The organism is Clostridium beijerinckii HUN142 (assembly GCF_000621745.1).
In the GTDB taxonomy this organism is placed as follows: domain Bacteria; phylum Bacillota; class Clostridia; order Clostridiales; family Clostridiaceae; genus Clostridium; species Clostridium beijerinckii_A.
The window spans coordinates 1-15,001 of record NZ_JHXK01000051.1 but is presented as its reverse complement, the minus strand read 5'-3'; the positions used below and the strand labels follow the sequence as shown (position 1 = coordinate 15,001).

The window sequence follows — 15,001 nt, the reverse complement described above, 5'->3', positions numbered from 1 at the left end:
TTGATTGTGATTCCTCTTTCTTTTTCTTCTGGAGCCTTATCAATATCTGCATAGTTAAATGCTTCAGCGAATCCTTTATTTGCTAATACTGTTGTGATCGCTGCTGTTAATGTTGTCTTACCATGGTCTACGTGACCTATTGTTCCAATATTAACGTGTGGCTTACTTCTTTCATACTTTGCTTTTGCCATTATAATTTTCCTCCCTTGATAGACATAATTTAAAGAATCTTTTGTTAATATTATAACTTATAGATTTTTCAATATCTACATTTATTATTCAAGTTTTCTACCATATTATAAAAATCATTCAAAATAATTATACTTACAAATAACCTCCTATACTATGGTATCAAACATAATTACATATTACTTAGCTCTATTACCAGCAATTTGTTCTTGTATATTCTTAGGAACTTCTTCATAGTGATCAAATACCATTGAATAAACGCCTCTACCTTGAGTTCTAGATCTTAACGAAGTAGCATATCCAAACATTTCTGATAATGGTACAAACGCTCTAATAACTTGAGCTCCATTAACAGCTTCCATTCCTTCCATTCTACCTCTTCTTGAGTTGATATCTCCAATAACATCTCCCATATATTCTTCTGGAACTGTTACTTCAACCTTCATCATAGGTTCAAGAAGTACTGGACTTGCTTTAGCCATAGCATTTTTAAATGCCATAGATCCTGCAATTTTAAATGCCATTTCAGATGAGTCAACTTCATGGTATGAACCATGTACTAACTTAACTTTAAAGTTAATAACATTGTATCCGGCAATAATACCATTTAAAGATGCTTCTTTAATACCTGCATCGATAGCTGGTATATATTCTTTAGGAATAGCTCCACCTACAACTGCATTTTCAAATACGTATTCACCTTCAGTTGGTTCCATTTCAATTACAGCATGACCGTATTGTCCTTTACCACCTGATTGTTTAGCATATTTTGCTTCCGCTTTAACAGCATTTCTAATTGTTTCTTTATATGCAACTTGAGGAGCTCCAACATTACATTCAACTTTAAATTCTCTTTGAAGTCTATCAACGATTATTTCTAAGTGAAGTTCTCCCATACCTGCAATAATTGTTTGACCTGTTTCTGTATCAGTCCAAGTCTTAAAAGTAGGATCTTCTTCTGCTAACTTAGCTAATGCCATTCCCATCTTTTCTTGAGCATCTTTTGTCTTTGGCTCAATAGCTACATTAATAACTGGTTCTGGGAATTCCATAGCTTCAAGAATTATCGGACTATTTTCTGCGCATAAAGTATCACCTGTTGTAGTGTTCTTTAATCCAATTACTGCACCAATTTCTCCTGCTTCCAATGATTCAACTTCTGATCTTGAATTCGAATGCATCTTAACAAGTCTACCGATTCTTTCTTTCTTACCTTTTGTTGAGTTAAGTACATATGAACCACTTTGCATTACACCTGAATATATTCTTGTGAATGCTAATTTCCCAACAAATGGGTCCGTAGCAATCTTAAATGCTAAAGCTGATAACGGTTCAGAGTCTGAAGAATTTCTATGATCTTCTTCTCCCTCTAATGTTGTTCCTTTTATTGCTGGAACATCTAATGGTGATGGTAAGTAATCTACAACTCCATCAATCATTTCTTGAACACCTTTGTTTTTGTATGAAGAACCACAAATACAAGGATATATTTCATTAGCAATTGTAGCTTTTCTTAAAGCAGTTTTTAATTCTTCAATTGTAAGTTCTTCACCTTCTAAATATTTTTCCATTAGTTCTTCATCTGTTTCAGCGATAGCTTCTATCATTGCATTTCTATATTCTTCAGCTTGCTCAACGTATTCAGCTGGAATCTCTTCTTCTCTCATATCTTTTCCAAGATCATCATAGAATATAAAAGCAACATTCTTTATAAGATCAACCATTCCTTTGAAGCCTTGTTCGCTACCTATTGGAATTTGAATTGGAACTGCATTTGCTTTTAATCTTTCTTTAACTGTTTGAATACATCTAAAGAAATCAGCACCTGTTGCATCCATTTTATTTACATATATCATTCTTGGAACACCGTACTTATCTGCCTGTCTCCACACAGTTTCAGTTTGTGGTTCAACCCCACTCTTTGCATCAAGAACAGTAACAGCTCCATCAAGTACTCTTAACGATCTTTCAACTTCAACTGTAAAGTCTACGTGACCAGGAGTATCTATAATATTAAGTTCATGTTCTTTCCAGAAACATGAAGTTGCTGCTGAAGTAATTGTTATACCTCTTTCTTGTTCTTGAACCATCCAGTCCATTGTAGCTTCGCCATCATGAACTTCCCCTATTTTATGACTCACTCCTGTATAGAATAGTATACGTTCAGTAGTTGTTGTCTTACCTGCATCTATATGTGCCATTATACCGAAGTTACGGAATTTGTCTAAAGGATATTTTCTAGCCATTTATTTGTCCTCCTCTCAATGAGCAAATTTAATTTAATTTGACAAAACTGCCTTAGCATAAGCCAAAACAGTTTTATATATATATTAGTATCTGTAATGAGCAAATGCTTTATTAGCTTCTGCCATTTTATGAGTATCTTCTCTCTTCTTAACGGCTGCTCCTGTATTATTAGATGCATCTAATAATTCACCAGCAACTCTTTCACTCATTAGCTTTTCGCCTCTTTTTCTTGCTGCTATTAACATCCATCTTATTCCTAAAGTCTGTCTTCTTTCTGGTCTAACTTCTATAGGAACTTGATAAGTAGCACCACCTATTCTTCTAGCTTTAACTTCTAGTAATGGCATTACATTGTTCATAGCTTCTTCAAAAACTTCCAAAGCTTCTTTTCCACTTCTTTGAGCTATTAATTCAAATGCATCATAGCATATTTTTTGGGCTACACCCTTCTTACCGTCTTCCATTATACTATTTATAAATTTAGTAACAACTTTTGAATTGTACACTGGATCTGGTAATACGTCTCTTTTTGCAATATGTCCTTTTCTTGGCACTTTTCTTCCCTCCTTAACATTGTAAATTTAAGTTCATCGGTACTCGGTATTTTATTATACCGTAAAGTGCTACATCTTTTACATCTATATAAACTCAAAATAAAATCTATAATTTATGCTGAAGATAAGCACTATTCTTTGTTAAAAGTCCTATTTTTTCTTAGGTCTCTTAGCACCGTACTTTGATCTTCCTTGTAATCTGTTAGCTACTCCAGCGCAATCTAGCGCACCTCTTACAATATGGTATCTAACACCAGGAAGGTCCTTAACTCTTCCACCCCTTATAAGAACAACACTATGTTCTTGTAAGTTGTGACCTACTCCACCAATATATGCAGTCACTTCAAATCCATTTGTTAATCTAACTCTTGCAATTTTTCTTAACGCTGAGTTAGGTTTTTTAGGAGTTGTTGTTTTAACTACTGTACATACACCTCTTTTTTGAGGACACTCTTTAAGTGCTGGTGCAGTTGATTTAACTACTGCTGTTTTTCTGCCTTTTCTTACTAATTGGCTAATAGTTGGCATCTTTTCACCTCCTGAAATTTATTTATCTATTTTAAAATTAAGATAAACACTAATTTATCAAGTTATATGACATACTAATTCATATAACTTATCAAATATACCTAAATTTTACGCAATAAATCAATATCTTATGTATAAGTTATAAATTTACTTTTATAAAATCATATATTGACATTAATTTGCGTGATTTCATATTTAAAATCACACAAATTGTATTTTATCATTTAATTTTACACATGTCAATATAATACCTTCTTATTCTTCAATAGTTTCTCCAACAGTTTCTTCAACTAATTCACTATCTGTTTCCACTTTCAAAGATCTATATCTCATCATTCCAGTACCAGCTGGAATTAACTTACCAATTATTACATTTTCCTTTAATCCAACTAAAGGATCAACCTTTCCTTTAATTGCTGCCTCTGTTAAAACTCTTGTTGTTTCTTGGAACGATGCTGCTGATAAGAAACTGTCAGTCGCTAATGCTGCTTTAGTTATACCTAGTAGAGTTTGTTCTCCTTTAGCCTCTTCTCCACCAAATTCTCTTACTCTAGCATTTTCTTCATAGAAGTCAAACATATCAATCATAGTTCCTGGCAATAAATCTGTATCTCCTGAGTCAACGATTTTTATCTTTCTAGTCATTTGTCTAACAACTACTTCTAAGTGTTTATCATTGATATCAACACCTTGTAATCTATAAACTTTTTGAACCTCTGAAAGTAAATATCTTCTTGCTCCATCTATTCCCTTTATGCTCATTATATCGTGAGGATTTACTGAACCTTCTGTAATTTCATCCCCAGCTTCAACATAATCACTTTCATTGACTCTCAGTCTTGATCCAAACGGTATATCGTAACTACGTTCTTCACCATCAGCACCCATAACTATTACTGTTCTCTTCTTTTTCGTCTCTTCTATTCTTGCAGTACCAGCAATTTCACTTACTATTGCAAGACCTTTCGGCTTTCTAGCTTCAAATAGTTCTTCAACTCTAGGTAAACCTTGAGTAATATCTGCTCCTGCAACTCCACCAGTATGGAATGTTCTCATTGTAAGCTGTGTACCTGGTTCCCCGATTGATTGAGCAGCTATTATTCCAACAGCTTCTCCAATATCAATCTTCTTAGCTGTTGCCATATTCATGCCATAACATCTAGCACATACACCAACTTTACATTTACAAGTGAACACAGATCTAATTTTTACCTTCTTAATTCCTGCTGAAACTATCTTGTCAGCTGCATACGGATCCATATATTCATTCTTTGGATGTACTATATCACCAGTTTTTGGATCAACAATATCTTCTGCTGTATATCTACCAATTAATCTTTCTCTTAATTCCTCGATAACTTCATTACCTTCTTTAATTTCACTTACAATTATTCCTTCATCTGTACCACAATCTTCTTCTCTTACGATAACATCTTGAGAAACGTCAACAAGTCTTCTAGTTAAATATCCAGAATCTGCAGTCTTTAAAGCCGTATCTGCATTACCCTTTCTAGCTCCATGAGTAGACAAGAAATACTCTATTACATCTAATCCTTCTTTAAATGATGCTCTTATAGGCAACTCTATAATCTTACCTGATGGACTGGCCATAAGACCTCTCATACCAGCTAATTGCTTGATCTGAGATTTTGATCCTCTGGCTCCAGAATCAGCCATCATATATATCGGATTAAATTTATCAAGACTATCCATTAATGCATTAGCTACATCTTCAGTTGTCTGAGTCCATTTTTCTATAACTCTTTCATATCTTTCTTCATCAGATATGAAACCTCTCTTATACATCTTCTCAATCTTTTCAATCGTTTCATCCGCTTCCTTAAGTAAATCATATTTTACTTTTGGAACTATTATATCTGATGAAGCAACTGTTACAGCTCCGATTGATGAATAGTGATACCCTAACGCTTTAATATTATCAAGCATTATAGATGTTTTAACCGGACCATGCTTCATATAACATTGATCGATTATCGTTCCTAATGACTTTTTCGTAGCTAAGAAATCAACTTCTAGATTAAACATATCTTCTTCATTTTCTCTATTAATTAATCCCAAGTTTTGTGGAATTGATTCATTAAATATAATCTTTCCAACTGTAGTTTTAATTATCTTAGACTTAACCACACCATCAATTTCTCTAAGCATTCTAACATTTATTTGAGCATGTATATCAATTTCTTTAACTTCATATGCCATTATAGCTTCATCTTTGCTTGAGAATGTCATTCCATCCCCTTTTGCGCCATTCTTATCCATCGTTAAATAGTATGATCCAAGAATCATATCTTGTGTTGGAACACAAACTGGCTTACCATCTGATGGCTTCAAAATATTTGTTGCAGCTAACATTAAGAATCTAGCTTCTGCTTGAGCTTCTACTGATAATGGAAGATGAACAGCCATTTGGTCCCCATCAAAGTCAGCGTTATAAGCTGTACATGCTAATGGATGAAGTTTTATTGCTCTACCTTCTACTAATACAGGTTGGAATGCTTGAATACCAAGTCTGTGTAGCGTAGGTGCACGGTTTAGCAATACCGGATGATCTGCAATTACTTCTTCTAATACATCCCAGACTTGCGGTAACACTCTTTCTACCATTCTTTTAGCACTCTTTATGTTATGTGCAATTCCATCTTGTACTAGCTTCTTCATTACAAACGGCTTAAAGAGTTCTATGGCCATTTCTTTTGGAAGTCCGCATTGATACATCTTTAATTCTGGTCCAACAACTATAACTGATCTACCAGAATAGTCAACTCTTTTTCCAAGTAAGTTTTGTCTAAATCTACCTTGCTTACCCTTTAACATATCCGAAAGAGATTTTAGAGGTCTATTTCCAGGTCCAGTTACTGGTCTTCCTCTTCTACCATTATCAATAAGTGCATCTACTGCCTCTTGAAGCATTCTCTTTTCATTTCTAACTATGATATCTGGAGCACCTAAATCTAATAATTTTTTTAATCTATTATTTCTGTTTATTACTCTTCTATATAAATCATTTAAATCAGATGTTGCGAATCTACCTCCATCCAGCTGAACCATAGGTCTCAAATCTGGTGGTATTACTGGTATCACATTTATAACCATCCACTGTGGATCATTGCCTGATTTTCTAAACGATTCTACAACTTCTAGTCTTCTAATAATTCTAACTTTCTTTTGTCCCGAACTTTGTTTTAATTCTTCTTTAAGTTCTTTTGATGAAGTTACTAAATCAATTTCATTTAGTAAATCCTGAATTGCTTCAGCTCCCATTCCTGCTACAAAGCTTTCATCGCCATATTTATCTACAGCTTCCCTATATTCTTTTTCGTTAAGAAGCTGCTTCTTCAATAGTGGTGTTTCTTTCGGATCTATCACTATATAAGACGCAAAATATAAAACTTTTTCCAAAGCTCTTGGTGACATATCTAAAATTAATCCCATTCTTGATGGAATTCCTTTAAAGTACCAAATATGAGATACTGGGGCAGCTAATTCTATATGCCCCATTCTTTCTCTTCTAACTTTAGCTTTTGTGACTTCAACTCCACATCTATCACAAACTATCCCTTTATATCTTACTCTTTTGTATTTTCCACAGTGACATTCCCAATCTTTCATTGGTCCGAAAATTCTTTCGCAGAATAAACCATCTCTCTCTGGTTTCAAAGTTCTATAGTTAATAGTTTCTGGTTTCTTAACTTCTCCTCTTGACCATTGTCTTATTTGTTCTGGAGACGCTAATCCAATTTGTATTGCATCAAAATTATTTAATTCAAACAAGGGTAAATCCTCCCTTCAAAATTAGTGTTCATCATTAAAATCATCTAGTTCTAATTCAGTCTCAAGATCAGCTATATCGACACTCTCATCATAATCAATTTCATCTATGTCTTCATCAGTATTTTGATCATAACTATCGTCATCTAATACCTCTGGTTCCGGCACCATAATCTCTTCAGTAACTTCTATATCAACTTCTAAGTTTGCCATATCTTCATCCACAAATTCTTTCAATGTCACTTCTTCATGTGCATCATTTAATACTTTAATATCTAGGCACAATGCTTGTAGCTCTTTAATAAGAACTTTAAATGATTCAGGCACTCCTGGTTCAGGTATATTTTCCCCTTTTACTATAGCCTCATATGTCTTTACTCTACCTACAACATCATCTGACTTAACAGTTAATATTTCTTGAAGTGTATGCGCTGCTCCATATGCTTCTAATGCCCAAACCTCCATTTCACCAAATCTTTGACCACCAAATTGAGCTTTACCTCCTAATGGTTGTTGAGTAACCAACGAATATGGCCCTGTAGATCTAGCGTGGATCTTATCATCTACTAAATGGTGAAGTTTTAAAATATACATTATACCGACAGTTACCGGATTATCAAACGGTTCTCCAGTTCTACCATCATATAATATAGTTTTAGCATCTTCTCTAAATCCTGCTTTTATCATACACTCTGTTATTTCAGGTTGGGTTGCACCATCAAATACTGGTGTAGCTATATGCCATCCTAAATGACTAGCTGCCCAGCCTAAGTGAACTTCAAGTACCTGACCTATATTCATACGCGAAGGTACTCCTAATGGATTCAAGCATATTTGAAGAGGTCTACCGTCCGGTAAGAATGGCATATCTTCTTCTGGTAATATTCTAGAGATAACCCCCTTATTACCATGACGTCCTGCCATTTTATCCCCAACTGAAATTTTTCTTTTTTGTGCAATATAGCATCTTACAAGTTCATTTACACCTGGATTTAATTCATCCCCATTTTCTCTTGTAAATACTTTTATATCAACTATTATTCCAGCTTCCCCGTGAGGCACTCTTAATGAAGTATCTCTTACTTCTCTTGCCTTTTCACCAAAAATTGCTCTTAATAATCTTTCTTCTGCAGTAAGCTCAGTTTCACCTTTTGGCGTTACTTTTCCAACCAATATGTCTCCTGATCTTACTTCTGCACCGATTCGTATAATTCCTCTATCATCCACATCCTTAAGTGCATCATCACTTACATTTGGTATGTCTCTTGTAATTTCTTCTGGCCCTAGCTTAGTATCTCTAGCTTCACATTCATATTCTTCTATATGCATAGATGTAAAGACATCTTCTCTGACCAATTCTTCTGAAATTAGCATAGCATCTTCGTAATTATAACCTTCCCAAGTTATGAATCCCATTCTGATGTTCTTACCTAATGCAATTTCACCTAAATCTGTAGATGGCCCATCTGCAATAACTTGATTTTCGTATACTATTTCTCCTGTATCAACTATAGGCCTTTGATTAATACAAGTTCCTGAGTTACTTCTCTTAAACTTTAATAATTTATATACATCTGTACCACCATCTGAGTCTCTCTTAATACGAATCTCACTACCTGAGACATAAGTAACTACTCCAGCATTCTTTGCTTTTGGTAATACTCCCGAGTCAACAGCCGCTTTAAATTCGATTCCTGTTCCAACTATTGGTGCTTGAGGACTTAATAATGGGACCGCTTGACGTTGCATGTTTGAACCCATAAGTGCTCTTGACGCATCATCATTTTCAAGGAATGGTATCATCGCAGTTGCGACAGACACAATTTGTCTTGCAGATACATCTATTAAATCAACGTCAGTTGTTGGAACAACTAATATATCCTCTAAATGTCTTACTCTGACCTTTTTATTTATAAAGTACCCACTTTCATCCATAGGTTCCTTTGCTTCAGCTATTAAACATTGATCTTCTTCATCAGCAGTGAAATATCTTATTTCATCTGTAGCTCTTCCGTTTTCTTTGTCAACAATTCTATATGGCGTTTCAATAAATCCATACTCATTAACTTTTGCGAAAGTTGCTAACGAATTTATAAGACCTATGTTCGGACCTTCTGGTGTTTCAATTGGACACATTCTACCATAATGTGAATGGTGAACGTCTCTTACTTCAAAACCAGCTCTTTCTCTTGAAAGTCCTCCTGGTCCTAATGCTGATAATCTTCTCTTATGCGTAAGTTCTGATAATGGGTTTGTTTGATCCATGAATTGTGATAATTGCGAACTACCAAAAAATTCTTTGATAGCTGCTGCTACTGGTCTTATATTAATTAACATTTGAGGAGTTATAGCTTCTTGATCTTGAATAGTCATTCTTTCCTTAACTACTCTTTCCATTCTAGACAAACCAATTCTAAATTGATTCTGTAATAATTCTCCTACAGATCTTAATCTTCTATTACCTAAATGGTCTATATCATCAACATAACCTATTCCATAAGTTAATCCTAATTCATAGCTTATAGTTGCAAATATATCATCTCTTATAATATGTTTAGGAATAAGTTTACTAATATTTTTCTTAATTTCCTCTTTGATGCTTGCTTCGTCAGAAAAATTATCTAATATTTCTCTCAAAGTAGGATAGTGAACTAATTCTTTTATTCCTAGGTCTGAAATATCAAAAGAAACTTGTTTCTTTAAGTCTACAAAGTTATTACTAATTACTCTAATAACTTTGTCTTCTATTAATATATCAACTGATTTAATACCAGCATTTTGAATTTCTTCAGCTGTTAATCTATTTATTTTCTGACCTTTATCCACCATTATTTCACCAGTTTGTGGATTAACAATATCAGTAGCTGCTACTTGGTTAGCTATTCTTAAATTTAATGCAAGTTTTTTATTAAACTTGTATCTTCCCACTCTAGATAAATCATATCTTTTTGCGTCAAAGAATAATGTATCAATTAAAGATATAGCACTATCTACTGTTGGTGGCTCACCAGGTCTCAATCTTTTATATATTTCAAGTAGTGCTTCCTCTTTAGTTTTAGTATTGTCTTTTTCTATTGAAGCCCTAAATCTCTCTTCTTCACCGAAGAAATCTAACAACTCCTGATCACTACCTAATCCCATAGCTCTTGCTAATATACTAATTGATAATTTTCTAGTTTTATCAATTCGTACATAAATCACATCATTAGAATCTGTTTCATATTCTAACCATGCACCTCTATTAGGAATAACAGTTGATGAATATAACTTTTTACCACTCTTATCTATAGAGTAGTTATAATATACACCCGGCGATCTTACCAACTGACTAACTATAACTCTTTCAGCACCATTAATTACAAAGGTACCTTGCTCTGTCATTAATGGGAAGTCACCCATAAATACTTCTTGTTCCTTAATCTCACCAGTTTCATTATTTTGCAATCTAATCGAAACTTTTAATGGTGCAGCATAAGTCGCATCTCTTTCCTTACACTCTTCGACAGAATACTTGATGTTTTCCATATCAAGTTTATAGTCTACGAATTCAAGTACTAGATTCCCTGTGAAGTTTGTGATAGGATTAATATCATCAAAAACTTCATGCAACCCTTCTCTTAAAAACCACTCATATGAATCTAATTGTACTTCAATTAAATTAGGCATTTCAGTAACGTCATTAACCTTACCAAAACTCATTCTTGTTCTTTTTCCAACTTGGACAGGATGTACCATGAATTTTCACCCCTTGTATAAAATAAACTAAAATAGCCAAAAGCATACTTTCCCTAAGGACTTTGCTTTCGGACAGCGTCTTTTTATAGTATAACCATTATTCACCAGATTATACTCCTTATTTCCACTATAAATATATAGTATTCCATAGAGAATAATACATTACATTATAATATCATAGGATATTTTCCTTGTCAATAAATATTATGGAATAATTCCTTTTAGTTATAAAGCTATATAAAATACCTATTTATCCAACAAGCATTTTATATAGCTTTATAAATTTATTTTAAAAAAGGTGCTATAAAGCACCTTTTCTTTAAAACGAACTACTTAACTTCTGCAGTAGCTCCTACTTCAGCTAATTTAGCTTTCATATCTTCAGCTTCATCTTTAGAAACGCCTTCTTTTAATGTCTTAGGAGCTCCATCAACTATTTCTTTAGCTTCTTTTAAGCCTAATCCTGTTATTTCTCTAACTACTTTGATAACTTTAATCTTGTTATCTCCAGCACTTGCTAATACTACGTCGAATTCAGTTTTTTCTTCAGCAGCAGCTCCACCAGCTACAGCTCCACCAGCTGCAACAGCAGCAGCAGCACTTACTCCAAATTCTTCTTCACAAGCCTTTACTAATTCATTTAAATCTAAAACGCTCATTTCTTTTATTGCTTGAATTATTTCTTCTCTTGTCATTTTTAATAGCACCTCCGAATTTTTTTCTTAAAATTTTAATTAATCTTTAAATTATTCTGCAGACTCAGTTCCCTTGCTATCAGCAATAGCACTTAATACACGTGCAAAGCTTGATATTGGAGACTTGATACTTCCAAGAAGTTTTGCAATAAGAACTTCTTTTGATGGTATTGTTGCAAGTTGTTTAATCTTAGCTTCATCATAGATTTCTCCTTCTATGATACCAGCCTTTAATTCTAACTTCTTGTGATCTTTAGCAAAATCATTTAAAAGTCTTGCAGCTAATGTTACATCTTCATAACTAAATGCAATAGATACTGCACCTTCTAAATATTCTGCTATACCATCTAAGCCTAATTCTTTAGCTGCTAAAATTACTAAAGTATTTTTATATACTTTGTATTCAACTCCAGCTTCTCTTAAACTTTTTCTAAGAGCTGTATCTTCTTCAACATTTAGACCTTGATACTTACTAAGAACAACAGCTTTTGATTTTTCTAATTTTTCCTTAATTTCAGCAACTTTTGCTTCTTTAAGTTCTCTGTTTTTATTCATTACTGTAGTCCACCTCCTCACAGTTCAAACTGCTTCTTTTATTAAAAAAGACCTTCCGCAGACATGGAAGGCCTATAATACAATCTATTATATACCTAGGCGGGCAGTTATACTTTACGCTTTCGCACCCACTGTCTACGGAAAAAATATTTTCTTTTTACAACATTTGAAATTATACTACATAATTTCAATTAAGTCAATACTAATCTAAAGTTCTTGTAGGATTAACTTTTGCACTTGGTCCCATTGTGCTTGAAACAGAAACTGATTTTAAGTATTGTCCTTTTGCTGCTGCTGGTTTAGCTTTAACTAAAGCTTCCATTAACGCAGTAAAGTTTTCCTTTAATTTTTCAGTTCCAAATGATTTTTTTCCAATTGGACAGTGAACTATTGCTGTTTTATCTACTCTATATTCAACTTTACCAGCTTTAATTTCTTCGATTGCCTTAGCAACATCAAACGTTACTGTTCCTGACTTTGGATTAGGCATTAGTCCTTTAGGCCCTAACACTCTACCGATTCTACCTACAACTCCCATCATATCTGGTGTTGCAACCACTACGTCATAATCGAACCAGTTTTCGCTTTGGATTTTTTGAACTAACTCATCTGCTCCAACAAAATCAGCTCCTGCTTGTTGTGCTTCTGTAGCTTTATCTCCTTTAGCAAATACAAGTACTCTAACTGTTTTACCTGTTCCGTTTGGTAATACAACAGCACCTCTAACTTGTTGATCTGCATGTCTTGGATCTACTCCAAGTCTTACATGTAATTCAATAGTTTCATCAAAGTTTGCCTTTGCAGTCTTTAATGTAAGATCTAATGCTTCTACTGGATTATATAATGCACTCTTATCTATAAGCTTTGCACTTTCAATATATTTTTTTCCCATAATTTGCCTCCTCTGTGGTGTTAACGGTTTTGACCTCCCACTTATTTTTACGAATTACTCTTCAATAGTTACGCCCATACTTCTAGCTGTTCCTGCAATCATTCTCATAGCTGATTCAATACTTGCAGCATTTAAGTCTGGCATTTTAGTTTCAGCAATCTTTCTAAGTTGATCTTGAGTTAACTTACCAACCTTTGTTTTATTAGGTACTCCAGAACCGCTTTCTAATCCTATTTCTTTCTTAATTAGAACTGCTGCTGGAGGAGTCTTTAATATAAAACTAAAAGATCTGTCTTGGTAAACTGTAATAACTACTGGTATTATATACCCAGCTTGATTTGCAGTTTTTGCATTAAACTCCTTACAGAATCCCATTATATTTACACCGTGTTGACCTAAAGCTGGACCTACAGGTGGAGCTGGTGTTGCCTTACCTGCTTGAAGTTGAAGTTTAATCATTCCAGTTACTTTCTTAGCCATTTTTGTTATTCCTCCTATTACTGTGGTATAACGAACTCTTTTTAGTTCTCCCACTTAATTAAAACTAGTCTACTATAGTTAAACTAATTTTTCAACTTGATTAAAGTCTAATTCGGCAAGTGTTTCTCTGCCAAACATCTCCACCAAAGCTTTCACTTTGCGTTTATCTGGAATTATCTCTTGTATTGTAGCTACTGAATCTCTCAACGGCCCAGAGATAATTCTTATACTTTCCCCTACCTCTAAGTCGATTTCAACAGGAACTTCTAATACTCCCATTGATTCTACCTCTTCATCAGAAAGAGGAACTGGTTTAGATCCCGGGCCTACAAATCCTGTTACGCCTCTAGTATTTCTAACAACGTACCAAGCTTCATCGCCCATCAACATTTTTACAAGCACATATCCAGGAAATTTCTTTTTTAATGAGACTTTTTGCTTTCCATCTTTTTCTTCAACCACTTCTTCCATGGGTACTTGTATATCATGGATTAATGCTTCAAGATTTCTATTTTCAATTGCTTTTTCTAAGTTTGCTTTTACTTTATTTTCATATCCTGAGTATGTATGAACTACATACCATCGTGCTCTATCACTCATATTCGTCAGGTGATACAAAATCACCCAAACCTCCCTTTTACTTGAAATTTAAAATCATTTTAAAGAGGTTATTGAAAATAGAATCCAATCCACCAACTAATATAGTATACATTAGTGTGAACACAATAACTGCAACAAATGCTTTTTTTGTCTCATCTTTTGAAGGCCAAGTTATTTTCTTAACCTCTACCTTAACCTCTCGAAAAAAACTAAACAAACCATTACTTTTAATAGCTTTATCAGTTTTTACACTGTTCTTTGCTGACATATCTTCACATCCTTAAATTTAATAACTATATGTCATTACTTAGGCTAATTACTTTGTTTCTTTATGAAGAGTGTGCTTTTTACAGAATTTACAATACTTTTTCATTTCTAATCTATCTGGATCATTCTTCTTGTTTTTCATTGAATCATAATTTCTTTGTTTACACTCTGTGCATGCTAAAGTTACTTTTGTTCTCATGACTGCACCTCCAGTTTTCTTATATGTTAAATAGGAATCTTAAATTCCTATTCACTTCTAAATTTACGTTGCTTAAAATGTCACTTTTATACAATATCATATAATATTTGACTTGTCAATCATCCTTTAAATAGGACTAAGTTATACAACTTAGTCCTATTGGCAATAAATGGTGCTATTCTACTATTTTAGTAACAACTCCAGAACCTACAGTTCTTCCACCTTCTCTGATAGCGAATCTTAATCCTTCATCCATTGCGATTGGAGTGAT

At 33.7% G+C, this 15,001-nt stretch carries 13 protein-coding genes, 1 pseudogene and 1 other annotated feature; all 14 genes and pseudogenes read right to left on the bottom strand.

Features of this window, described 5'->3' with window-relative positions:
• Nucleotides 1–191: GTP-binding protein (locus T483_RS29405; protein WP_035790357.1), on the bottom strand; the 191-nt coding region annotated here is incomplete at its 3' end.
• 177 nt (nucleotides 192–368) lie between these two features.
• Nucleotides 369–2,435 carry an elongation factor G gene (fusA, locus tag T483_RS0117975; protein ID WP_026888083.1) on the bottom strand — a complete coding sequence of 689 codons (2,067 nt, stop codon included), beginning with the start codon at nucleotides 2,433–2,435 and terminating at the stop codon, nucleotides 369–371.
• Between the two features lie 84 nt (nucleotides 2,436–2,519).
• Nucleotides 2,520–2,990 (bottom strand): 30S ribosomal protein S7, encoded by a 471-nt coding sequence (rpsG, locus tag T483_RS0117970; protein ID WP_026888082.1) that lies wholly within the window; start codon nucleotides 2,988–2,990, stop codon nucleotides 2,520–2,522.
• A gap of 150 nt (nucleotides 2,991–3,140) precedes the next feature.
• Nucleotides 3,141–3,518, bottom strand: coding sequence for a 30S ribosomal protein S12 (rpsL, locus tag T483_RS0117965; RefSeq protein ID WP_011967508.1), 378 nt, complete (start codon nucleotides 3,516–3,518; stop codon nucleotides 3,141–3,143).
• Between the two features lie 255 nt (nucleotides 3,519–3,773).
• Entirely contained in the window at nucleotides 3,774–7,310 is a 3,537-nt protein-coding gene (gene rpoC / locus T483_RS0117960; RefSeq protein ID WP_026888081.1) for a DNA-directed RNA polymerase subunit beta', read from the bottom strand.
• Between the two features lie 21 nt (nucleotides 7,311–7,331).
• On the bottom strand, nucleotides 7,332–11,042 hold the full coding sequence (gene rpoB, locus T483_RS0117955; RefSeq protein ID WP_026888080.1) for a DNA-directed RNA polymerase subunit beta: 3,711 nt from the start codon (nucleotides 11,040–11,042) through the stop codon (nucleotides 7,332–7,334).
• 329 nt (nucleotides 11,043–11,371) lie between these two features.
• Nucleotides 11,372–11,737 (bottom strand): 50S ribosomal protein L7/L12, encoded by a 366-nt coding sequence (gene rplL, locus T483_RS0117950; protein ID WP_026888079.1) that lies wholly within the window; start codon nucleotides 11,735–11,737, stop codon nucleotides 11,372–11,374.
• A 51-nt stretch (nucleotides 11,738–11,788) separates the two neighbouring features.
• A complete protein-coding gene (rplJ, locus tag T483_RS0117945) occupies nucleotides 11,789–12,292 on the bottom strand; it encodes a 50S ribosomal protein L10 (protein ID WP_026888078.1) in 504 nt (167 codons plus the stop codon).
• Between the two features lie 34 nt (nucleotides 12,293–12,326).
• Nucleotides 12,327–12,451, bottom strand: a sequence feature (ribosomal protein L10 leader region).
• Nucleotides 12,452–12,494: 43 nt separating this feature from the next.
• Nucleotides 12,495–13,184: a 50S ribosomal protein L1 gene (gene rplA, locus T483_RS0117940; RefSeq protein WP_026888077.1), complete on the bottom strand. Its 690-nt coding sequence runs from the start codon at nucleotides 13,182–13,184 to the stop codon at nucleotides 12,495–12,497.
• Between the two features lie 54 nt (nucleotides 13,185–13,238).
• Nucleotides 13,239–13,664, bottom strand: a complete 426-nt coding sequence (gene rplK / locus T483_RS0117935; protein ID WP_026888076.1) for a 50S ribosomal protein L11 — start codon at nucleotides 13,662–13,664, stop codon at nucleotides 13,239–13,241.
• Between the two features lie 78 nt (nucleotides 13,665–13,742).
• Nucleotides 13,743–14,264, bottom strand: a complete 522-nt coding sequence (gene nusG / locus T483_RS0117930) for a transcription termination/antitermination protein NusG (protein ID WP_023976911.1) — start codon at nucleotides 14,262–14,264, stop codon at nucleotides 13,743–13,745.
• Between the two features lie 37 nt (nucleotides 14,265–14,301).
• Complete coding sequence (gene secE, locus T483_RS0117925) at nucleotides 14,302–14,532, bottom strand: preprotein translocase subunit SecE (RefSeq protein WP_026888075.1); 231 nt, start codon at nucleotides 14,530–14,532, stop codon at nucleotides 14,302–14,304.
• A 48-nt stretch (nucleotides 14,533–14,580) separates the two neighbouring features.
• A complete protein-coding gene (gene rpmG, locus T483_RS0117920; protein ID WP_026888074.1) occupies nucleotides 14,581–14,730 on the bottom strand; it encodes a 50S ribosomal protein L33 in 150 nt (49 codons plus the stop codon).
• A 175-nt stretch (nucleotides 14,731–14,905) separates the two neighbouring features.
• A pseudogene (locus T483_RS30600) lies at nucleotides 14,906–15,001 on the bottom strand (elongation factor Tu); the annotation flags it as partial.

Coding starts and splice junctions, on each gene's coding strand:
- fusA (WP_026888083.1), bottom strand. CDS start 2,435: ATGGCTAGAAAATATCCTTTAGACAAATTCCGTAACTTCGGTATAATG.
- rpsL (WP_011967508.1), bottom strand. CDS start 3,518: ATGCCAACTATTAGCCAATTAGTAAGAAAAGGCAGAAAAACAGCAGTA.
- rpmG (WP_026888074.1), bottom strand. CDS start 14,730: ATGAGAACAAAAGTAACTTTAGCATGCACAGAGTGTAAACAAAGAAAT.
- rpoB (WP_026888080.1), bottom strand. CDS start 11,042: ATGGTACATCCTGTCCAAGTTGGAAAAAGAACAAGAATGAGTTTTGGT.
- rplA (WP_026888077.1), bottom strand. CDS start 13,184: ATGGGAAAAAAATATATTGAAAGTGCAAAGCTTATAGATAAGAGTGCA.
- secE (WP_026888075.1), bottom strand. CDS start 14,532: ATGTCAGCAAAGAACAGTGTAAAAACTGATAAAGCTATTAAAAGTAAT.
- rplL (WP_026888079.1), bottom strand. CDS start 11,737: ATGACAAGAGAAGAAATAATTCAAGCAATAAAAGAAATGAGCGTTTTA.
- nusG (WP_023976911.1), bottom strand. CDS start 14,264: ATGAGTGATAGAGCACGATGGTATGTAGTTCATACATACTCAGGATAT.
- rplJ (WP_026888078.1), bottom strand. CDS start 12,292: ATGAATAAAAACAGAGAACTTAAAGAAGCAAAAGTTGCTGAAATTAAG.
- rplK (WP_026888076.1), bottom strand. CDS start 13,664: ATGGCTAAGAAAGTAACTGGAATGATTAAACTTCAACTTCAAGCAGGT.